Consider the following 20,663-nt stretch of genomic DNA (forward strand, 5'->3'; position numbering starts at 1 on the left):
TGAGCGTAGATCAGAATCCGGCAGTGCGAAGACCTTTAAGCTGGTCCAGATTACCGGTCAATGACCCGCCTGTAGTCGCACTGTCACGCAGCACCACATTGAACGATGTGAGGTTGCGCACCTGGTTGCTACTTCCCAGCAAAGTCGTGTTCTGCGTCAGCCCACCCTGGGCCAGGCGTTGGATCGTACTGCCTTGATTGTTGTTGGCCACGATGTTGAGTTGCACACCTGTGCCCGATGAGGAAACGCTCAGGGAGCCCGCTCCATTGCTGCCCACCAGCGTGGTGCCCGCGGCCAGTGCCTGGCCCTGGGGTTGCATGACTGGCGCCTCGTTCGCCTTGGTAACGTTGATGTCGACATTGTTGTAGGCGGTGTTGTTGTCACCGGCCGCACGCACGACTTGAGTGACACCTTCGGTGGTGTTGAGGCCGCTGCCGCCTGTGACGGTGCCGGTGCCTGAACCCGTTGCCGCAACGGTCTGCGCGCCTGTGCCCGCAGTAGAGTTGGTGGTGCCTTGCGAACTGCTGGCACCCGGGGTTTTTTCATCGATCATCGACACATAGAACTGTGGCTTGATCGTTGATTTCTGGATCTGCATCGAGGAGGTGACCCCGATCAATTCTCCTTTGGCATTTTCCCAGGTGCTGGTCATGGCAACCCCGAAGCTGATGATCCGTCCGGGCATGACATAGCGGCCTCGCAGGCTCGCCAGCTCCTGATCCTTCAGTTCAATGGGTTTGAACGTCTGTGCCTGGGTTGGCAGGCTGGCAGCCAGGCAAACGACGGCCAGCCAGGTTGGAGTGTTCATTGGATGCTCCCGGAGCTTCATGCTCCCTTGTTATTAGAAGAAGTCGCTTTTTATGAACCCGAAATCCATCAGGTCTGCGTCTCGCACCGGGCTGAATGCATTGATACGGTTTTTGGCAGTGAGTGGTAAGGGAGGGTCGAGCAAGGCGTTGTTTTTGTCGTAGCCCTGACCGATAACGGCAAAGATGATGCCGTTCCAGCCTTTGACAAAATCTTCGACCTTGAATCGTTTATGACCCAGTACCGGATCTCCGATGTATACCCAGCCATCGTGGACTCGTTGCATGACCACAAAGTGTTTGTAGCCACGAATGTCCAGCAGAACCACCACCGGGATTTTCACTTCGCTTAACGTCTCCGGTGCTACACGGTAGCCACGGGCGCGCATGCCGATACTTTCTACGTACCGCTTCATGTCCAGCATGGAAAAACCCTGGACCCGGACCAGATCCTGGTCGGAGTGGGCGAGCATGCCTTCGATGATCTGTTCTTCGTTCACGTCCAGCCAGTAGGCCTGGCGCAAGACGGTCGCCAGCGCTGCTGCGCCGCAACTGAAGTCGGTTTTCTGTTGTACCAGGTCGGCAAACTTGCGTTCGCGAATGCTCTGGATCGGCTTGTACACCACCGCTCCGCCGGGCAGGATCACGGACAGCGGCATTTGTGCCGCCTCGGTCATACCGGCCATGCTGAGCAAAAATGCCAAGGCGATGATGCGCATGGTTGGACGCCTTCTGGGTGCGCTGAAAAAGGCCCCCGTAAGGGGGCCTCCACAGACAACGATTAGAACGACTGGTTGGAAATCGCCAGCGAGTTGCTTTGTTGGTTGCCCACACCCGCAGCCACGTTGACGCCCAGGTTGCCGCTGCCACCGTTAACCGAACCACTGAGGGTTGCGGTGTTGGTTACAGGGTTGGCCCAGCCAGTTGGAGTCAGCACTTGATAGGAGTAGGTAGTACTCAAGTCAAATGCACTGCTTTCAGCATAGCCTTTGGATTTGTCATACGCAGATTCGGACGATTTGCTGCCCGATTTTTCGTATGCCGAGGCCTGGGCTTTTTCGTAGGCCTTGTCATACGATTTTTCGAACGAAGAGTCGTGCGATTTGGTGTACGACTTGTCTACGCTGACGTCCAGCGATGCGTCGAGCGAAGCGTTAAGCGACGAACTGTTAGACTCGCTGCCACTTTGCTCATGACGACCATAGTCACGGGTATATTCCCTGGCAGTTTCAGCAGCGGCGTCCAGAGTGGCGCTCAGTGTGGCAGTCAGAGAAGCATTCGAAGAACCGCTCGAATCGCTGCTGTGAGAGCCACTGGCATTCCAGCTGCTTGAGCCGCTGGCTGCAGAAGCCTGGGCGCCGGCCAGTTCAAAGCTCGAAGAAGCGCTCTGACTGCCACTGGCAACGGACGCATAGCCTTGAGAAGCACTACCGCTGGCCGAATTGGTGACGGTGATGGTATCCAGGCGATAAGTCCGATCAGCGTTGTTATTCACTGTCAGGCCAGGACCGTTTTGAGTGGCCGAAGCAGTGGCGGTTGCGTTGCCCAGTGGAGCGTTGGCATTAGCAATGGCCATGGTGTTTTTCTGCTGGTTAAGGTCGCCACCGGCAATGTTGATACCCATGTTGCCGCTGCCGCCATTACCCGAACCGGTCATCACCGCCGAAGAGGTGCTGCCGAAGTTGTTGACCGTGTTGTTGTTGCTGAACTGGTTGACAGTGGAGCTCGCGGAAGCAGTGCCGAACACGAAGCTGTTATCGAGACTGGAGTCCGATGCAGCGTTGGCGATAGCGGCCGCGTTGTCTTGCTGGTTGCCATTACCAGCAGCCACGTTGACGCCGACGTTGCCGCTGGTGCCGGTAGCGGAGCTGGTCATTTCAGCTTCGTTTACGGTCCCTTCATTGCGGATGCTGTTGCCGGTGCTGCGTTGGTTGTCGATGGCATTGGCAGTAGCAAAGACAGGGATCATGGTTGGAGGAGGAGTGCGTGGGCCTCCGTTGCCGTTGCCGTTACCATTGTGGCCATTGTTATGACCATTGTTATGGCCATTGTTGTGGCCGTTGTTGTCGTATTGCCCAGCTTGTACAGCAACAGCCATGACCGCAGCAATTGCGAAAACCAGAGGCTTTATTGCCATCGAAGGTTTCATGGTGATTCTCCGTACTTATTTTAGGTTAAGTGTTGTTATTACCTGTTTGGGTCAATCCGCGACCCGTATGCTCAGGGTGTTTCCCATTCGATTTCCCACCCCGGCACTCTGATTCAACTGAATTACCCCGCGGCTACCGGTGAAGGCCTGGTCACTGGTAGTGACCTGGCGATAGCCTGGTGCAGAGTCAGTTGGATCGGAGTTGTTGAGCAGCGCCACGTTCTGTTGCATGAGGACGCTGTCGTCGATACTTTGCGGCTGGTCACTGACGCTGATGCGCAGTGCGTTCGCCTGTTGGTTGCTGGCACCGGAGCTCTGGTTGACACCCACTGCGCCGTTGCCGCGACTGAAAGAGTTGCCCTGGATGCTGGAACTGGCATCCATTGCCGGGTCGCCACTGCTACCCAGCCGTTGGCGAATTTGCGTGGTCGCAGTGGCTCCATGGCCAATGGCGATGGCCCGGGCGTTGACCTGTTGCTGTTGATCACCGGCCGCCTGGTTGACCGTGAGGTTGCCCTGGTACTGCATGCCCGAATTATCGATCTCAGCGTTGTTGATCACTGGAGATTGGGCAAAGGTCGATGCACTGCAAAACATGGCGATGACCAGCAGTGTGCGATTCATCCTAACGGCCTCCCGTTATGATGTTCAGAGTGCCCAGGCCCTTGGTCATACTCGAATTGACCATGTTGGCAATGCCACCGCCCGAATTGCCCGAACGCCCGGCGGGCTGGTTCGACAGTTGGGTCTGGTTGGACATGTTGGCACCCAGGTTGTTGGTGTTCTGGGTCACCATGCGCGAGATGCTTGCACCACTGGCAACGTTGGCGAAATCGCCGTCGCTCAACTCGTTCGTCTGTTTGAGAATGTGTTGAGAGGGATTGGCGTTGACTGTGGTGGGATTCGGATCGGGGATCAGCGGAGGAACGACCGCGTTGCGTGTTTGCACATCACGTTTGATGGTAATGATGCCATTGTCGGCATGTGCAGGCAGGGAGGCGCTGATTGCGAGTGCGCATCCGATCACCAACAAGCCATAGATGCGTTTATCAAATTTCCCCACGGCGGCAATTCCTTCTGTTAGTGAACGCTGGCCCTTATCAGCGTTGCGAGGGAGAGAGCAGAAGGCGTGCCGCTTTTAGATTTACTTTAAAAAACAGTTAGTTGGCTGAAAATTCAAAACTGAATGGTCGAAGGGTGTAACGGCACTGAGACAAAGTTGGGGGATATTCCCCGCCATTCAGGCAGCAGTGCTCGCTACCGCCGGTATTGGCAGGTTGTTTCAGTGACTTAACAGTTTTGCGCGCAGAGGGCTGAGCCGCTTTAGCTCATGGGTTTACGCAGCACAATGTGTTTCAGGAATGGACACTTTCAGCAGGGAAGAGCAAGCGGGCCACGGCCTCGAACGCTGCATCCCTGCGCTGCTGCCAGTCACCTTGCAGGATCTGGAAAGGCTGGTGGTGCAGCTCCAGCCACTGATGGGTGGCCTGGAAGAATGCCTGGCGTTGCGCCAGTTGCGGTTGGCAACGCTGCCCGTCATCGTGCCAGGCCACGACTTCGGGGCTGAGCAGCACATGCAGATCATAGTGGCGTGCCAGCAAGGCCTGCTCGATCCAGGCCGGACACGCGCCGAACAATGTGTTGCTCCACAGGATGTTGCTCAAGAGGTGGGTGTCGAGAATCAACAGTGACGGTTGCTTCGCTCGAGCCTCGTCCTCCCAGGCCAGTTGGCCGTGGGCTATGGTCTCGATGTCTTGGTAGCAGGTGTCGCGGGCTTCACTGTCGATGAAATGCCGAACGTACTCGCCGACCAGCAGCCCACCAAAATGCGCCTGGATCTCGTGGGAAAGCCAGCTTTTGCCGCTGGATTCCGGACCTGTTAGCACCAGCACCTTCATGTTCGCAAGGCCAGGTCGGTGCGCCATTCACGCCAGCCCTGGATCGCGATCAGGGTAAACAGCGCGTAAAGTCCGGCCGTCAGGTACATGCCTTTATAGACGAACAGCCCGACGAAAATCACGTCCAGCAAGATCCACAGCGGCCAGCATTGCACGCGTTTCTGTGCCATCCACACCTGGGCCACCAGGCTGAAACCGGTGAGCGCGGCATCCAGCCAGGGTTGCGCGGCGTCGGTCCAGTGCGCCATGGCCGCGCCGAGAGCGAGGCTGCCAATGGCGCCCAGGGACAGACTCAAGGCAATCGGCGCCACCGCCAACTGGCTGACCTGCCGCCCCAGCCGTTCATCACCTCCACGCGTCCATTGCCACCAGCCGTACAATTGCAGCGCCGCGTAGATCACCTGCAGCAGCATGTCCGAGTAGAGCTTCACCTCGAAAAACACCCAGCTATAAAGCAATACCATGACCAGGCCAATCGGCCAGCACCAGGGATTCTGTTTGACCGTCAACCAGACGGCGATCACACCGAGGGCGGCGGCAAACAGTTCTAACCCGGACATGGAGGTTCCTTGAGGGTGGGGAGGGGAGCGGATTGTACCGGATGGGTGCGGATGTAAAAACTTCGGCTCGACACTGACGTAGAAGATTGTCGAACCAGCAAGACTCTTGCAGGTGCCAGCTTGCTCGCGATGGTCCCTAGAGCACCGCGTTTAATCAGCAAGCACGCGGTAACGCTAACGTCCATCGCGAGCAATCTCGCTCCTGCAAACGTTAAACGCGAAACTGCTTGAGCAACCCGTTCAATTGCTCACTCAGCCCCTTCAAACGCACACTGGCTACGCTCGATTGCTCGGCCGCCAGCGCCGTACTGTGGGACAGGCCTGCCGCCTGGGTCACGTTCTGGTTAATGTCTTCCACCACCTGCGCCTGCTGCAGGGTGGCGCTGGCAATGGAAGCGTTGAGGCCGTTGAGGTTGCGCAAAGCCTGGCCTATGGCACTCAAGCTCGCGCCGGCCAGCCCCGCCTGTTCAATGGTCAGTTGCGAAGCGCGGCTGCTGTCGCCGATGACCTTGACCGCCGCTTCCGAATGATTCTGCAAACGCTCGATCATCGACTGGATCTCGGCCGTGGATTTCTGCGTGCGCTGAGCCAGCAGCCTGACTTCATCGGCCACTACCGCAAAACCTCGGCCCTGTTCGCCCGCCCTGGCGGCTTCGATGGCGGCATTGAGGGCCAGCAGATTGGTCTGCTCGGCAATCGAACGGATCACTTCGAGCACCGTGCCAATCTGCGTACTCTCGGCGGCCAGGGTGCGGATCACTTGCACCGCCTGTTCGATGGTGCCGGACAATTTGTCGATCTGCTGCAAACTGCCATCGATGTTGACCTGGCCCTGCTGCGCCTGCGACTCGGCATCGCGCATTTCACTGGCGGCATGCTCGGCATTCCTGGCCACGTCCTGCACCCCGTACGTGACCTCGTTGATCGCTGTCGCCACCAGTTCCATTTGTTGGGACTGCTGCTGGCTGCGTTGTTGAGCCTGGGCTGCGTCATTGCCCAAGGCGCTGGACGATTCACCGAGGTCGCTGGCCGAGACCTGCAATTGGCCGATCACCAGGCGCAATTTGGCTGTGAACGCGTTGAAATGTTGGGCCAGTTGCGTCACTTCATCGCGGCCATGGGTATCGAGGCTGCGGGTCAGGTCGCTCTCGCCGCTGGCGATATTGGCCATGGCGTTCACTGTTTCCTGCAGGGGACGAACAATGCTGCGGGCAATGAGGATCACCAGCAAGGCCATGATCGCTGCAATCACCAGACCGACCAATGATGCTTTCCACACCTGGCCGTAGAACTCGTCTTGCATGTCATCTATGTAGACGCCCGAGCCGATTACCCAGCCCCACGGCTCGAACAACTTGACGTAGGAGGTTTTCTCGACCGGTGCGTTGGCACCAGGCTTAGGCCAGCGATAGTTGACCATGCCGGCGCCCTTGCTCTTGGCCACCGCGACCATCTCGTTGAACAGGGCAAAGCCGTCCGGATCGCGGATCGCTGAAAGGTTCTGGCCATCGAGTTTCGGATTGGCCGGGTGCATGACCATGACCGGTACCAGGTCGTTGATCCAGAAGTAATCGTCCTGGTCGTACCGCAGGCCACGAACTGCGGTCAGCGCCTGCTTCTGCGCCGCTTCGCGGGTCAGCACGCCGGTAGTCTCGAGGCCATGGTAATAGTTGAGGACACCGCTGGCGGTCTGCACCACGTGCCGCGTCTTCTGCGCCTTGGCCTGGTACAGGTCTGTGTGGATCTGCTTGAGCATCAATCCGCCCAGCGTCATCAGCATCATGACGGCCACAATCAGGATGAGCCACAGGCGGCGACTGATCGACATGGTGCGCAAGCTGTTCATAAGGCGGTTACTCCGGTTTCTTGTTCTTGTCATAAAGGATCGCCAGCATTTCACCCCGGATGGCAGGCACGGGTTTGCAGTCAAGCCCAATACTCGGCAGCGTAAAACGGACTTGTCTGATAGGATTTCGGCCCCGCGCGCAAAAACCTGAATCCGGCATGAGCTTTCTACGCCAAGTCGTGGTTTATCCAGAGGTTCCAGCACGCGGCGCTACAGCCAGACTGACCGCAGTAAATGCATTGAAAATATTAACGGGGCATGCCGGCGCGCATCGCTTCTTGGGGGATTGATGGATCTTTGGACCGCCTTTCAGGCATTGATACTAGGCGTTGTAGAAGGGCTGACGGAGTTTCTGCCCATTTCCAGCACCGGACACCAGATTATCGTCGCGGACCTGCTCCACTTCGGTGGTGAGCGGGCCATGGCGTTCAATATCATCATCCAGCTCGGAGCGATCCTGGCGGTGGTGTGGGAATTCCGCCGCAAGATTCTGGACGTGGTCATCGGCTTGCCGACCCAGCCCAGCGCTCGGCGCTTTACCGTCAACCTGTTGATCGCGTTCATGCCGGCGGTGGTATTGGGGGTGATTTTCGCCGACCTGATCCATCATTACCTGTTCAACGCAGTCACCGTGGCGTCCGCCTTGGTCGTCGGCGGCATCATCATGTTGTGGGCCGAGCGCCGCGAGCATGAAGTGCATGCCGAGACCGTGGACGAAATCACCTGGAAAGATGCCTTGAAAGTCGGCTTTGCCCAGTGCCTGGCGATGATTCCTGGCACTTCGCGCTCGGGCTCGACCATCATCGGTGGCCTGCTGTTCGGCCTGTCACGCAAGACGGCTACCGAATTTTCGTTCTTCCTGGCCATGCCGACCATGGTCGGTGCCGCTGTGTATTCGGGCTATAAATACCGTGACCTGTTCGTCCCGGCGGATTTTCCGGTATTTGCCGTCGGCTTCGTCACGGCGTTCATCTTCGCGATGATTGCGGTACGCGGGTTGCTCAAGTTCATCGCCAACCACAGCTATGCCGTGTTTGCCTGGTACCGCATCGCCTTCGGCCTGCTGATCCTCGCGACCTGGCAGTTCGGCTGGGTCGACTGGACCGCAGCCAAGCCATGATCGACCGCAGCGCGCGCCCCGCAAGGATTCAGAATCCACGACTCAAGTCGCTGGTGTTCGCCTTGGTGTGTGCGCTGCCGTTGGCCGGCTCGATGTTGATGTGGCTGCAGGGGATATCGTTGATTCCCCTGTCGGCCTACGGCATCGTCAGCGTGCTGGCGTTCTTCCTTTATTGGAGCGACAAGCGCAAGGCCCGTACCGAGCGCTGGCGTACCCCGGAGAATGTCCTGCACGCCGTGGAACTGGCCGGTGGCTGGCCTGGCGCCTTGGTGGCGCAGCAACTGTTCCGGCACAAGACCCGCAAGGTTTCCTATCAGGTCCTTTTCTGGGCCATCGTGCTGCTGCACCAGGTGTTCTGGATCGACCAACTGTTCCTCGGCGCCCATCTGTTCGCCCTGTTCTAGAGCAGCAGTCCCACCTGGGTCCGTTTGGGCAGCTTGCTCACCACCAACTGGTGGGAACGCTGCAATAAACCCTGCAGCTCTTCAGCGCCCAGAGGGTAGGGCAACTCCAGGATGATCCATTGGGCCCTGGCCAGATAGGGCGCCGGATGGATGCCAGGGCGGTCGCAGTGCCCCAGGAACAGATCCTTGTCGACCTTGAACGCCAGGGAGTTCCCGCGCAGTCCCTGCAGCGCAAACATCTTGTTTCCCGCGATCGAAAAAACCCGCACGCCACCCCATTTGTAGTCTTCCCTGGCACCCGGCAATGCCAGGCAAAACTGCGCCACAGCGGCTTCGCTCATTCGTGCAGTGCTCATAACAGGCGCTCCCCGCGGGCGTTGAATGACTTAACCAGATGATCGATCCAGGCGCGCACAGCCTGCAGCCTGCCCCCAAGTAATGACCACTCAGGCAGCAACTGCACCGGCGGCAAAACTATAAATGCCGTAACTGATTGATCCAAAGTAGAAATTTCGATTTTCATTGTGGCAATCGGCAAAAGCGTACGCTCCTTTTGACAAAGCGGCTATCACGCAAAGAAGGGCAAGCGGCCAGCGCCGGAAAGCCGCAAGGTACTCAGCAATGGGAACTCCCACCATCACCTGCGATAATGCGTTCTGAACCCAACCACCGGGCAAATGACTCCGTGTACGACTTCAATGATTTGTATTTCTTCGTCCAGGTTGTCGATCACAACGGATTCACCAGCGCGAGTAAAAAACTCGACATCCCCAAATCGAAGCTAAGCCGACGTATCGCATCTCTAGAGGAGCGGCTTGGTGTACGCCTGATCCAGCGATCAACCAGAAAGTTTACGGTCACAGAGATCGGCCAAGACTACTACCGTCATTGTGTAGCGATGCTCGTAGAGGCTGACGCGGCTGAGCAAGTGGTCGAGCATTCACGCTCCGAACCTCAAGGAATCGTGCGTATCAGTTGTCCACCTGCGTTAGGCGCCATGGGTGTGAGCGACATTATTGCGGAATTCATGGTGCTGCACCCCAAAGTCCAGGTGCACATAGACAGCACAAATCGCAGGGTTGATGTGCTGGGTGAGGGGTATGACATCGCGCTGAGAGTGCGTTTCCCGCCATTGGAAGACGACAACCTTGTGATGCGAGTATTAGGCGATAGCCACCAAAAGCTGGTTGCGCGGCCTTCCTTGATAGAAGGGTTGAAGCTCGAAACCCCAAATGACTTGGCGAGCTTGCCTAGCATGGATCTAGGTCCACCAAACCGTGAGCACAGGTGGACCTTTTTAGGCACGAAAGAATATCGAATCGAGGTGGTTCACACGCCCAGATTTGTCACCTCGGATCTTGATGCGTTACACCGCGCTGCAATACAAGGGGTAGGGGTCGTACAACTACCCGAAATCATGGTGCGGCACGCCATACATGATGGGCTATTGGTGGAGGTACTACCTGAGTTTGTGCTGCGTAGCGGGCTCATCCATGCGGTCTTCCCGTCCCGAAGAGGGCTGCTACCTTCAGTCCGCGGTCTGATTGATAAGTTAGCTATGGATTTTGGCGCTAACGCCGAGGCGGACAGGGTCGCTTGTGAGAGAGCTGGAAAAGAGCATCCGGCTACGCGGTAGTCATTGCGCGCCTCACTCTCCCAGGTGCTTCACCGTATATTTCCTTGAATTTTTTGCTGAAAGCCGCCTGGGATTGATACCCGACTTGGGCGGCAATGTCGCTCAGCCCCAAATGGGAATGGCTTAGCAGGTTGAACGCTAACTCCATACGGACTTGGGTCAATAACACCCAAGGCGAAACTCCAGCCACCCGTACGAAGGCTCGCATAAACGTTGCGCGAGACATGCTGGCGGTTTCAGCGAGACCGTCAACGGTCCACTCGTGCGCAGGATCAGCCAGCATGGACTGCCAAGCGCGGCCCAGTCGTTTATCAGACAGCAATGCCAAGGTGCCGGTGTGCTGGCCGTGGCTCGCAATGTGGGCCCGCAGGATCAATGTGAACAGCGCTTGGGACAAAGCATCGAGCAAGTAATGTGCGCCCACCTGATCGCTATCTGCTTCACCTCGCAACATTTCGACCAACGCCGGCAGGGGGGCACTTTTAGGGAGGGCAGCACTTGGAATCACAAGGTGTTCGGGGAGCGCCGCGAACAACATCGACGTTCGATTGTAGTGAAAGCCTCCGCAAAGCATGTCTAGATCGGTACTAACATCTCCAATCCGATAGAGCGGCAGGGGCGCATTGGAAATCAGCCTTGGCGTGCTGGGCTCAGCCGGTTTTCCAATGCTACGCATGACGTGCGGTGCACCACGAGGCAGAAGCAAAATATCCCCTGCTCGCATGGGCAGGCGTTGCCCGTCCGGAAACTCAACCCGGCACTCTCCCTCCAACACAATGTGATAGGGCGCTTTGCCTAATATTTCTTGCTCGTGACCTCGTGCCCAATCGCCCTGAAACTGACACCGCAAATCCAGGCTGCCTCGGACGTTAGCCAGGCTGATGAGCTTATCGATAGAATTCATTTGAGAGCTTCGCATAAAAAATTGAGCGGATCGGACAAACTGACATCTCTCAGGGGGGGAAAACTAAGCCTGTCGAAACACTACACCAACTTCCTCAGGAGTCATGCGATGTTCAACAACTGGTCCGAAATGCTACCTACCATCCAGAAGGCCTTCGGCGGGCTTGGAAAGAGCAACCCTAAGATGGTGAAGGCTTACCTCGCTCTTGGAGAAGCCTCCGCGGAGAACGATGTGCTGGATGCCAAAACCCGGGAGTTGATTTCGATCGCGGTAGCTGTCACCACCCGCTGCGATGGCTGCATCGCTGCCCACGCGGACGCGGCGATCAAAGCAGGAGCAAGTCGTGAAGAAGTGGCGGCGGCATTAGCGACCGCAATCTCGCTCAACGCCGGCGCTGCTTACATCTATTCGTTGCGTACGTTGGAGGCGTATGACTCGCTGAAGAAATAGATCATTCGTACGCACGCGTTTGGCCTCGGTACTGCAAGGTATCGAGGCTTTTTTACACCTGCAAGATCCTCATCAGCATCTTGAGACGATCAATCAATAAATCGAGCAAGACGCACAAAATCGGCGTTCGGATTCACCTCAGACTATCTCTACATTCAAACATTTGGAGAAGTCTCATGCTCACATCCTTTACTGCCTGGCTCCGATTTATCAGCAAAGTCGACACCTTCGCAACGTCTCTCATGCGATTGGCTATCGCCATCGTTTTTCTATGGATCGGAGCGCTGAAATTCGTTCCATATGAAGCCGACAGCATCACACCTTTTGTTGCCAATAGCCCTTTCATGTCTTTCTTCTATGAACACCCCGAAGGATACAAGGCGCACCTCACTCACGAAGGCGAGTTGAATGCGGACAAGCGTGCCTGGCAAACCGAAAACAACACCTACGGTTTTTCGACCGGACTCGGGATCGTCGAAATCCTGATTGGCGTGCTCGTGCTGTCAAATTCAGTCTCGAGACGTACCGGCCTGTTGGGCGGGGCCCTGGCCTTCGGTACACCGCTGGTAACGCTTGGCTTTTTGATTACCACACCCGAAGCCTGGGTGGGTGCTCTCGGTGATGCACAACACGGCTTCCCTTATCTGTCCGGCGCCGGGCGCCTGGTGCTTAAAGATGTACTGATGCTGGCCGGCTCCCTACCCGTGATGGCTGACTCCGCACGTCAATTGCTCCGCGAACGCTGCGTCCGCTAAAAAATACGCGGACACCATCGCCCTTAACGCTGGAGTTCGGAAGCTGTGTTCCCGGAACGCTTACCAACATTGTTTCATCCTGCACAATTAAGCCATGACATCTCTGCCCATTCTCTAACGCGCTTTTGTTGGTGAAACTGATCCCATAAGCGATCAGCCGCTGGAGTTGTCGCAGCGTTCTCCATACCTGGGAGATTCCAATGTTTGGCACTACTCAATCCTGCCCTGGTGGCTCCTGTCCGGATACTTCAATCGTGCTTCATCGTGAGCACGAAGCGGGCTTTTTGCTTCCCCAGTTCATGGGAGCCTTGGCAAGTGAGACCAGCGAATTGGGCATGACTGATATGTGCCAATCGCAATCAGGCCAAGGTTTGTTACCAAGGCTTTGCGCCTCACTGATGCATTCGCTCCGGTCATTATTCCTCAAATGAAATTGGACAGCCGGGTGCTGTGCATTCCCTGCAGAGAACTGAAATGAGCTACGACTTCGATCTATTTGTCATTGGTGCCGGCTCGGGTGGAGTGCGTGCTGCGCGGTTTGCAGCAGGTTTTGGTGCCAAAGTAGCGGTTGCCGAAAGTCGATACTTAGGCGGCACGTGTGTGAATGTCGGCTGCGTTCCAAAAAAGTTGTTGGTTTACGGTGCCCATTTTGCTGATGACTTCGAACAGGCCGAAAGCTTCGGCTGGACAGCGGGCAAGGCGAATTTCGACTGGCCATTGCTTATTGCGAACAAGAACCGTGAGATCGATCGTCTCAATGGCATCTACCGTGAGCTTTTGATTAACAGCGGCGTCACGTTGCTCGAAGGCCACGCGCGATTAGCCGATGCGAACCACGTCGATATAAACGGCCAGCGTTTCAGCGCTGAGCGGATTTTGATTGCGACTGGCGGGTGGCCGCAGATTCCGGAGATTCCGGGACATGAATATGCGATCACTTCGAATGAAGCGTTCTTCCTGAAGGAGCTGCCGAAGCGAATCCTGGTGGTCGGAGGAGGTTACATTGCCGTGGAATTCGCTGGTATTTTCAACGGGCTAGGAGCCGATACTCGGCTGCTGTATCGAGGCGATCTGTTTTTGCGAGGATTTGATCGATCAGTGCGTATTCATTTGGCAGAGGAGCTGACTAAGCGCGGTCTGCGGTTAGATTTCAACACTGACATTGTCCAAATTGATAAGCAGGCCAATGGAAGCTTGCTCGCGACGCTAAAGGATGGAACGCAGCTGGAAACTGACAGCATCTTCTACGCCACTGGTCGCAGGCCAATGCTCGATAACCTGGGGCTGGAAAATACGCGCGTGGAATTTAACAAGGCTGGCTACATTAACGTGAATGAGCACTTCGAAACTCGCGAGCCGTCCATTTTGGCTCTGGGTGACGTCATTGGCGGTGTCCAGTTGACACCCGTTGCCACAGCAGAGGGCATGGCGGTTGCCCGTCGATTGTTCAAACCTGAGCAGTATCGCCCGGTCGACTATCGCCATATTCCAACTGCGGTGTTCAGCCAGCCAAATATTGGTACGGTAGGCCTCACCGAGGAGCAAGCGATTGAGCAAGGCCACAAAGTGGTGGTGTTCGAGAGCCGGTTCCGACCCATGAAATTGTCTCTCACCGAGTCGCCAGAACAGACGCTCATGAAGCTGGTAGTGGACGCAGAATCTGATCGAGTATTGGGATGCCACATGGTCGGTCCGGACGCGGGGGATATCATTCAAGGCTTGGCGATTGCTCTTAAGGCGGGTGCCACCAAACGACTTTTTGATGACACTATTGGCGTTCATCCGACCTCCGCAGAAGAGTTCGTTACCCTCCGTACGGCGGTGAGTAGCAGGTGACGGGGATGGCGATTCCCTTTTTGCCCTTAGCGCCATCCTTTCAGGAGATGGAGTATTTGCCGTCTGCCGTCGTATGACACTGTTCGATTTAACGGTTAAGCGATAGGGGTAAGCAGGAACATGAAGCGCACCCTGATTTGATCAGGATGCGCCTATTTCATTTTTGCTTGATCAGGAATTTTCGAGTGAGATTCGCGACATCTTCCAGCCGGGTGTCCATAACAAAATGTCCGCCGTCGAGGATCGCGATCTCAGCATTGGGCAAGTCCCGGTGAAAAGCTTCAGCTCCTGCGACGGTAAAGGCCAAATCATGCTTGCCCCAGACAACCAATGTAGGCAGCTGATGTTCACGCAGCCATTTCTGCCACGCCGGGTATGCATCCAGGTTAGTGCGATAGTCGTAAATCAGCTCCATTTGAATCGCACCTTCACCGGGGCGGTTGAGGAATGCCACTTCGTCTTGCCATAAATCGGGGTTGTACGCCGTGACGTCTGGATCGCTGCCGACATGTCGCTGTCGTGTTACGTCCAGGGATAGATGAGCAGCCTGAAACTTCGCCTCATAGGCATTGCGATCAGCCCAGTAGGCTTTGCGGCTGTCCCACATCTTGCCCAAACCTTCTGCATAGACATTGCCATTTTGGAACACCATCGAGGTTACGGCTTCCGGTCTCGCCATCGCTAATCGCATACCGACGGGAGCGCCGTAGTCTTGCATAAACAAGCTGTATCGTTTGAGCCCGACTGCATCTGTAAAGCGCTCCATCATCTTCGCGAGGTGATCAAATGTGTAGACGAACTTGTCTGGTGGGGGCGCATCGCTGTTACCGAAGCCTGGGTAGTCCGGAGCAATGAGGTGGAAACGGTTGCCCAATTGCTTCATGAGATCGTCGTACATACGAGACGAGCTGGGCACTCCATGAAGGAGTAACACGGAGGGGGCGCTGGGGTCGCCAATTTCTCGATAGGCAATATTTACGCCATCGACTGTCACTTGGCGATACTGCATTTTTGGCGTTTCCCCTTGGGCGTGTCCGAAGCCCAAAAGCAAAGTCAGAACTGGAAAGCAGAGGTATTTAAGTAAGGGCATCACCGGTACTCCAGTGGGTGCAGAGCTGATCTGCGCAGAAATCTGGTCAGCGCGTTGATGTTGTTTTGCGCTCCATCCAATACTCGATAAACCGCTGAGTCTGAGGAATGACTAAACGAGACAATGCGGTATTTCACCTGATGAAAGAATCATGAGGGCGGATGTTGCCGACGCAGGGCTGGCCATCTTCGCGGTGGCGGTGATCACGAAAGTCCCATTGCATTTTGGGAGGCTCGGTTGAGAATAATAGGCTGACACCTGGTCGGCCAATTACTGCGCAACGGTCAGATATTCACTGCCTTACGAACCCAATCTTTCGGTGATCCAATGCTTCTAAGACATTTGCGGTATCTGTTGGCAGTAGCTGACCACGGTGGCTTTACCCGGGCCGCAGAAGTCCTTCATGTGTCTCAGCCAACACTGTCGCAGCAGATACGGCAGCTGGAAGAAACGCTTGGCGTCATCCTTTTTGACCGAACATCCCGGACTGTCAAACCCACAGATGCTGGACTAGCCTACATCGAATGCGCCCGGCGGGTACTGGTGGAGCTGGCGGCGGGTAAACGGGCGTTGCACGATGTGAAAGACCTGTCCCGTGGCACGTTAAGGCTCGCCATGGCCCCAACGTTCATGGCGTACGTTTTGGGTCCTTTAGTGCGTGATTACATCTCCCAATACCCGAACATTCGCTTAGAGATCTTCGAGCTATCGATGGGCGATATCGAAACGGGGTTGGTCGATGATTCGCTGGATATAGCGGTGGCATTTGACCAAGTGAGACACGCCGATATCGAATCAATCCCGGCTTTTGTCGAGACACTTGGTCTGATGGTTGGGCGCGCTCACCCACTCTATGACTGCCAGGATGCACTCACGACGGACCAGTTAGCTCAACTGGATTTTGCTTTGCTGACCCCTGACTTCGCTACGCGCATTTGTATCGATGAGTACTTCGCCAAGACGAAAATCACGCCCAAGGTGACGATTCAGGTCAACTCCGTGAACACGTTGCTTGAAGTCATCCGAAACACCGCGGTCGCCACCATTCTTCCTGAACCCATTGCCACGCAGGATCGTGCTTTGCACAAGCTGGCCTTGCTCGACAAAGCGCCTCAACGTGGCGTGTCGATTCTGAGGCGAAAAAATAACTACCACAGTGCAGCATCGGTCGCGTTCATGAATTTGATGCTTGGATCCGCGCCAGTGGACCGAGAATAGAGTGCTGACCATTACGCCCAGTGAAATGCTGGATTGTAAATAATGGTAATTCCTCTGTTTGGTAGCTAAGAGCAAGATGACTCCATCGACACGATCACCGGGTCGAATCCAAAAACAACCGGAGTACGTCATGTCCCAACAACCGATCAAACTTTATCGTCACCCATTGTCAGGCCACGCGCATCGTGTCGAATTGATGCTCTCACTGCTCGGCCAGCCAACAGAGTTGATATTTGTGGATCTGATGAAGGGCGCGCACAAACTGCCTGAATTCCTGGCGCTCAACAGCTTCGGCCAAGTACCGGTGATCGATGATAACGGCACCGTTCTAGCTGACTCGAACGCCATTCTGGTCTATCTCGCAACTAAATACGGCAACGGTGAGTGGCTGCCCAGTGATCCCGTAGCGCAAGCAAAAGTACAACGCTGGTTGTCAGTTGCCGCCGGGCAGATCAACTCAGGCCCCGCTACCGCCCGACTGATCACTGTGTTTGGGGCCGGTTACAATGCGCAGGATGCGATCAGCAAGTCCCACACCCTGCTGGCGGTGATGGAGCAAGAGCTGGGTAAAAGTAAATTCCTGGCTGGCGACAAACCGACCGTTGCAGATGTCGCAGCCTACACCTACGTCTCGCACGCCCCAGAAGGTAATGTTGCACTGACTGACTATCCAAACGTTCGTGCCTGGTTGAGCAGCATTGAGGCATTGCCAAATTTCGTAGGTATGCAGCGTACTGCCAAGGGCTTGCAGCAAGCTTGATCCAACCATCGAAGCTACCCGGGAAAAATTCCGGGTAGGCTTCGCTGATTCAACTACGATCTCTTCGAATTGTTGCCTTTTGCACCAGTCATCTGGATAGGGTGCCCCAGTCGCTCCAGGCGACACTTTTTTGCATTTATGTCTGCTCGCTCTCGCGATCAGATCTGGCTGTTCCTACATCACGGCAGAGTCGCCTATGGATCGCTTTCAGGAAATGCAGATATTCATGACGGTGGCCGAAGAAGAAGGTTTTGCGGCCGCCGCCCGTCGTTTGAATATTTCCCCTCCCAGCGTTACCCGTGCCATTGCTGCTATGGAGGATCGCATCGGTACTCAGTTGCTCTCACGCACAACTCGTAGCTTGCACTTGACTGAGGCAGGGCAGCGATACCTGGATGATTGCCGGCGAATACTCGGTGAGGTCAATGAAGCGGAAGAAGCTGCTGCCGGCAGCTACTCAATTCCATGCGGGCACTTGACGGTGACAGCTCCTGTGCTTTTCGGAGAGTTGTACATTGCGCCTTTGCTGGCTGAGTACCTGGATCAATTTCCTTCTGTACATCTCAACGCGTTACTGGTTGACCGCGTGACAAGCATGGTTGATGAAGGTATCGATGTGGCGATCCGTATTGGCCATCTGCACGAGAATAATCAGCACGGTATCAACGTCGGCGAGGTGCGCCAGGTAATCTGTGGCGCCCCCAAGTATTTCGAGGAGTTCGGCAGGCCCCGCCATCCTGGAGAATTGGGTTCCGCCAAAATCGTCATGTCTTCGGCTAGCCATTTGTTGAGCGATTGGCAATTTGAGAATGAAGGAAATGCACTCAGCTTTCGGTTCGATCCGCGGCTAGTCGTTACCGCCAATCAGGCGGCCATCAATATTGCTTGTCTGGGCTGGGGCGTGACACGGGTGTTGTCCTACCAGGTGGCTAGTCAGGTAGCCGCCGGTGAACTGGAAGTGGTACTCCAGGATTTTGAACCGCCCGCTTTGCCCATCCAGGTCGTTTACCTCAAGAGTAACCGCGTACCAGCGAAGATACGTACGTTCGTGGATTTCCTCACGGAACGCCTGGGATGTGATGCGGCGCTTCGACCTGCCAAGAAAAGCACGCTCTGATGGACCGTTTCCATGAAATGCTCATGTTTGAAGCGCTCTCAGAGCGGCCAAGCCTGGCGGCAGCTGCGCGCCGTCTGAACGTTTCTGGCCCGACAGTCGTTCGCGCGATTGCTCGGTTGGAGATGCGTCTCGGGGTGCCGTTATTGCAACGCAGCACTCGTGGAGTGTCGTTGACTGAGTCGGGTGTTGTATTTATGGCTGACTGCTCGCGCATCATCAAAGAAATCGAAGACGCAGAAGCATCAGCTAAAGGCCTCCATGTTCAGGCTCAGGGTAATCTGACTGTATTGCTTCCACTCCTTTTCAGCCGCTATGTAATGACGCCTTTGCTTGCGAATTACATGGAGTTTTATCCCGAAGTCACAGTATTCGCCCATTATCATGATCGTTTTCCGAACATGAACGAGGAGGGGCTTGACGTCGCCGTGCTGGTCGGAAATTTGCCCAGTTCCTCGTTGATAGCAAGGCCGGTTGGCTACGTTCGTACGATCGTATGCGCCAGCCCCACCTATCTCGAAGCCCATGGTGTGCCCGCCGAGCCGGAGGATCTCAAAAGTCACCGGCTGATTGGCATTCAAGCTTATCGGGAGAAGATCAACTGGGATTTTTCCAGACAAGGTGTTCCATCCACCATCAAGGCCCGATCACGCGTCAGCTGCACCACCGTTCAAGCTGCCATCGATGCGGCGGCTTATGGCGCGGGGCTTACGCGCTGCCTCAGCTATCCTGCCTACGATTATTTAAATGACGGTCGGTTACACAGGGTGTTGCAACCTTTCGAACTGCCAGCGCTTCCAGTTCATGTCGTTTACCGGGAAGGGCGTAGAGCTTCAATGAAAGTGCGCAGTTTCGTCGACCACATTGTCGAAGGCCTGCGCGAACATCCGGCAATGTTGCCCGACGCTCATTGAGCGTTCGGCGATCCCGGACCGAGATCGCCGATTAGCTTCATTTGGCGTTCGCTGCCTTTTCGATCAGGCTGGCGACGACTTTCGGGTTGGACACCATCACAACGTGCGACGCGCCTTTGACCACGACGGTCTGTTTGGAGTGTGCCCGCTCCGCCATAAAGGCCTGTGCTTGTGCTGGAATGTTCTTATCAGCGTCGCCGTAGACGAACCATGAAGGAATGGTTTTCCAGGCCGGCTCGGTCGATGCTTCATTGAGCGCCGCCACCGTGACGGGACGTTGAGTTGCAGCCATCAATTTGGCGTCCGCATTGGAAACGTCGGCTGCAAACTGGTCGTGGAATTTGTCTTGCTGGATATACAGATCCTTACCGCCGTCAGCCAAGGCTACTGGAGGAGCGAGAGTAGGGCCCAGCGTGCCACCCGGGAAACGTCCGGATAACTCTGCGGTGGATTCACCTGCTTCAGGCGCAATGGCTGCGACGAACACCAGCGCTTTGACATTGGTGTTGCCGTAAGCCGCTTCGGTGATGACCGGACCACCATACGAATGCCCTACCAGCACAACGGGCGTTTTGACGCTAGCGAGCACGTCAGCCACTGCTTGGGCGTCTCCTTTGAGCGAGCGCAGCGGGTTCGAGGCTGCGATCACTGGATAGCCATCTTTTTCAAGAATTTTGACGACGCCATTCCAACTGCTGGAATCAGCGAAAGCGCCGTGAACCAACACGACAGTCGGTTTGACCGGCGCAGCCATCGCTGCGGAGGCTGTAACTATTGCGGCCGCTAAGGCCAGACCTGCAAATATCTTTTTCATCTGTGTTCCTGTGCATGACGGGAGATGGGTTGTGGAGCGACAGGAATAGTTAAACCGCTAGCTGTATCCCCTATGTGTCCCCGTATCCTGTGCTACGCATGGAAATGTATCTAACGCCGCCTTTGCTACAAACCGACACAAAGCTCCCCCAGCATTTCAGCAGGCGAAACATTGGATTGTGTTTTGTGTTTGTTCTCACCAAAGCGATTAAGGCGGAGCATGCGTTCCAGGCACTTTATAAAACACCTGACTGCGCAGACACCTATGAAAAGACGTGTAGCGCTCCGGCCTGCCAGACGTTGCATTGATGGTATCGGTGGGTACGCAGTGAACACCCCACCGGTGCAGCCATCAATGAACGCTCGGCGGCGAGTGAATCGCACCTGTTT

At 55.8% G+C, this 20,663-nt stretch carries 22 protein-coding genes and 1 pseudogene; 10 read left to right on the forward strand and 13 right to left on the reverse strand.

Annotated elements, in window-relative coordinates; translation table 11 throughout:
- Nucleotides 1-10 precede the first annotated feature (10 nt).
- The 8 genes from EQV97_RS02820 to EQV97_RS02855 all read right to left on the reverse strand — a co-directional run bounded on the left by EQV97_RS02820 (nt 11) and on the right by EQV97_RS02855 (nt 7,259).
- A complete protein-coding gene (locus tag EQV97_RS02820; protein WP_122840543.1) occupies nt 11-808 on the reverse strand; it encodes a hypothetical protein in 798 nt (265 codons plus the stop codon).
- Between the two features lie 33 nt (nt 809-841).
- Nucleotides 842-1,525: a C39 family peptidase gene (locus tag EQV97_RS02825; protein WP_240888346.1), complete on the reverse strand. Its 684-nt coding sequence runs from the start codon at nt 1,523-1,525 to the stop codon at nt 842-844.
- Nucleotides 1,526-1,587: 62 nt separating this feature from the next.
- Complete coding sequence (locus EQV97_RS02830) at nt 1,588-2,955, reverse strand: heme utilization protein (protein WP_122840541.1); 1,368 nt, start codon at nt 2,953-2,955, stop codon at nt 1,588-1,590.
- Nucleotides 2,956-3,006: 51 nt separating this feature from the next.
- Nucleotides 3,007-3,579, reverse strand: a complete 573-nt coding sequence (locus EQV97_RS02835; protein ID WP_122840540.1) for an adhesin — start codon at nt 3,577-3,579, stop codon at nt 3,007-3,009.
- Between the two features lies 1 nt (nt 3,580).
- Nucleotides 3,581-4,018, reverse strand: coding sequence for a hypothetical protein (locus EQV97_RS02840; RefSeq protein ID WP_122840539.1), 438 nt, complete (start codon nt 4,016-4,018; stop codon nt 3,581-3,583).
- A 292-nt stretch (nt 4,019-4,310) separates the two neighbouring features.
- Nucleotides 4,311-4,853 (reverse strand): AAA family ATPase, encoded by a 543-nt coding sequence (locus EQV97_RS02845; protein WP_122840538.1) that lies wholly within the window; start codon nt 4,851-4,853, stop codon nt 4,311-4,313.
- A complete protein-coding gene (gene pnuC / locus EQV97_RS02850) occupies nt 4,850-5,413 on the reverse strand; it encodes a nicotinamide riboside transporter PnuC (protein WP_045061131.1) in 564 nt (187 codons plus the stop codon). Before pnuC ends, EQV97_RS02845 begins: the two co-directional genes overlap by 4 nt.
- 211 nt (nt 5,414-5,624) lie before the next feature.
- Complete coding sequence (locus EQV97_RS02855; RefSeq protein ID WP_122840535.1) at nt 5,625-7,259, reverse strand: methyl-accepting chemotaxis protein; 1,635 nt, start codon at nt 7,257-7,259, stop codon at nt 5,625-5,627.
- A gap of 289 nt (nt 7,260-7,548) precedes the next feature.
- Between EQV97_RS02855 and EQV97_RS02860 the strand changes: the two genes are divergently transcribed.
- Both EQV97_RS02860 and EQV97_RS02865 read left to right on the forward strand, forming a co-directional pair.
- On the forward strand, nt 7,549-8,379 hold the full coding sequence (locus EQV97_RS02860; protein ID WP_122840534.1) for an undecaprenyl-diphosphate phosphatase: 831 nt from the start codon (nt 7,549-7,551) through the stop codon (nt 8,377-8,379).
- A complete protein-coding gene (locus EQV97_RS02865) occupies nt 8,376-8,783 on the forward strand; it encodes a DUF1294 domain-containing protein (RefSeq protein ID WP_122840533.1) in 408 nt (135 codons plus the stop codon). The genes EQV97_RS02860 and EQV97_RS02865 overlap by 4 nt, the downstream gene beginning before the upstream one ends.
- Here EQV97_RS02865 and EQV97_RS02870 read toward each other — a convergent pair.
- Together EQV97_RS02870 and EQV97_RS02875 are read right to left on the reverse strand one after the other, a co-directional pair.
- Entirely contained in the window at nt 8,780-9,139 is a 360-nt protein-coding gene (locus EQV97_RS02870; protein WP_122840532.1) for an MmcQ/YjbR family DNA-binding protein, read from the reverse strand. The two genes, EQV97_RS02865 and EQV97_RS02870, sit on opposite strands and share 4 nt — an antisense overlap.
- Nucleotides 9,136-9,246 (reverse strand): annotated as a pseudogene (locus EQV97_RS02875) (LysR family transcriptional regulator); the annotation flags it as partial. The gene EQV97_RS02870 and the pseudogene EQV97_RS02875, both read right to left, overlap by 4 nt.
- A 222-nt stretch (nt 9,247-9,468) precedes the next feature.
- Between EQV97_RS02875 and EQV97_RS02880 the strand changes: the two are divergent.
- Nucleotides 9,469-10,419 carry a LysR substrate-binding domain-containing protein gene (locus tag EQV97_RS02880; protein ID WP_225570077.1) on the forward strand — a complete coding sequence of 317 codons (951 nt, stop codon included), beginning with the start codon at nt 9,469-9,471 and terminating at the stop codon, nt 10,417-10,419.
- On the opposite strand, the gene EQV97_RS02885 is transcribed toward EQV97_RS02880, so the two are convergent.
- Nucleotides 10,409-11,323: an AraC family transcriptional regulator gene (locus EQV97_RS02885; RefSeq protein WP_122840531.1), complete on the reverse strand. Its 915-nt coding sequence runs from the start codon at nt 11,321-11,323 to the stop codon at nt 10,409-10,411. The genes EQV97_RS02880 and EQV97_RS02885 overlap by 11 nt on opposite strands.
- A 108-nt stretch (nt 11,324-11,431) precedes the next feature.
- On the opposite strand from EQV97_RS02885, the gene EQV97_RS02890 reads away from it, so the two are divergent.
- From EQV97_RS02890 to gorA, 3 genes are all read left to right on the forward strand, one after another.
- Entirely contained in the window at nt 11,432-11,773 is a 342-nt protein-coding gene (locus EQV97_RS02890; RefSeq protein WP_122840530.1) for a carboxymuconolactone decarboxylase family protein, read from the forward strand.
- Between the two features lie 176 nt (nt 11,774-11,949).
- Nucleotides 11,950-12,528 (forward strand): reactive chlorine resistance membrane protein RclC, encoded by a 579-nt coding sequence (rclC, locus tag EQV97_RS02895; protein ID WP_201148798.1) that lies wholly within the window; start codon nt 11,950-11,952, stop codon nt 12,526-12,528.
- A gap of 474 nt (nt 12,529-13,002) precedes the next feature.
- Nucleotides 13,003-14,364: a glutathione-disulfide reductase gene (gene gorA, locus EQV97_RS02900; protein ID WP_240888348.1), complete on the forward strand. Its 1,362-nt coding sequence runs from the start codon at nt 13,003-13,005 to the stop codon at nt 14,362-14,364.
- Nucleotides 14,365-14,521: 157 nt separating this feature from the next.
- On the opposite strand, the gene EQV97_RS02905 is transcribed toward gorA, so the two are convergent.
- Nucleotides 14,522-15,454 carry an alpha/beta hydrolase gene (locus EQV97_RS02905; protein ID WP_240888350.1) on the reverse strand — a complete coding sequence of 311 codons (933 nt, stop codon included), beginning with the start codon at nt 15,452-15,454 and terminating at the stop codon, nt 14,522-14,524.
- A 327-nt stretch (nt 15,455-15,781) separates the two neighbouring features.
- On the opposite strand from EQV97_RS02905, the gene cynR reads away from it, so the two are divergent.
- The 4 genes from cynR to EQV97_RS02925 all read left to right on the forward strand — a co-directional run bounded on the left by cynR (nt 15,782) and on the right by EQV97_RS02925 (nt 19,460).
- Nucleotides 15,782-16,672, forward strand: a complete 891-nt coding sequence (cynR, locus tag EQV97_RS02910; RefSeq protein WP_240888352.1) for a transcriptional regulator CynR — start codon at nt 15,782-15,784, stop codon at nt 16,670-16,672.
- Nucleotides 16,673-16,802: 130 nt separating this feature from the next.
- Nucleotides 16,803-17,432: a glutathione S-transferase gene (locus tag EQV97_RS02915; protein WP_122840527.1), complete on the forward strand. Its 630-nt coding sequence runs from the start codon at nt 16,803-16,805 to the stop codon at nt 17,430-17,432.
- Between the two features lie 196 nt (nt 17,433-17,628).
- Nucleotides 17,629-18,549 (forward strand): LysR substrate-binding domain-containing protein, encoded by a 921-nt coding sequence (locus EQV97_RS02920; RefSeq protein ID WP_122840526.1) that lies wholly within the window; start codon nt 17,629-17,631, stop codon nt 18,547-18,549.
- Nucleotides 18,549-19,460 (forward strand): LysR family transcriptional regulator, encoded by a 912-nt coding sequence (locus EQV97_RS02925; protein ID WP_240888353.1) that lies wholly within the window; start codon nt 18,549-18,551, stop codon nt 19,458-19,460. Before EQV97_RS02920 ends, EQV97_RS02925 begins: the two co-directional genes overlap by 1 nt.
- Before the next feature lie 37 nt (nt 19,461-19,497).
- Here the strand turns inward: EQV97_RS02925 and EQV97_RS02930 are convergent, their stop codons facing one another.
- A complete protein-coding gene (locus tag EQV97_RS02930) occupies nt 19,498-20,274 on the reverse strand; it encodes an alpha/beta hydrolase (protein WP_240888354.1) in 777 nt (258 codons plus the stop codon).
- Nucleotides 20,275-20,663 lie beyond the last annotated feature (389 nt).

This window comes from Pseudomonas sp. TMW22090 (assembly GCF_022496665.1).
Lineage (GTDB): Bacteria > Pseudomonadota > Gammaproteobacteria > Pseudomonadales > Pseudomonadaceae > Aquipseudomonas > Aquipseudomonas gregormendelii.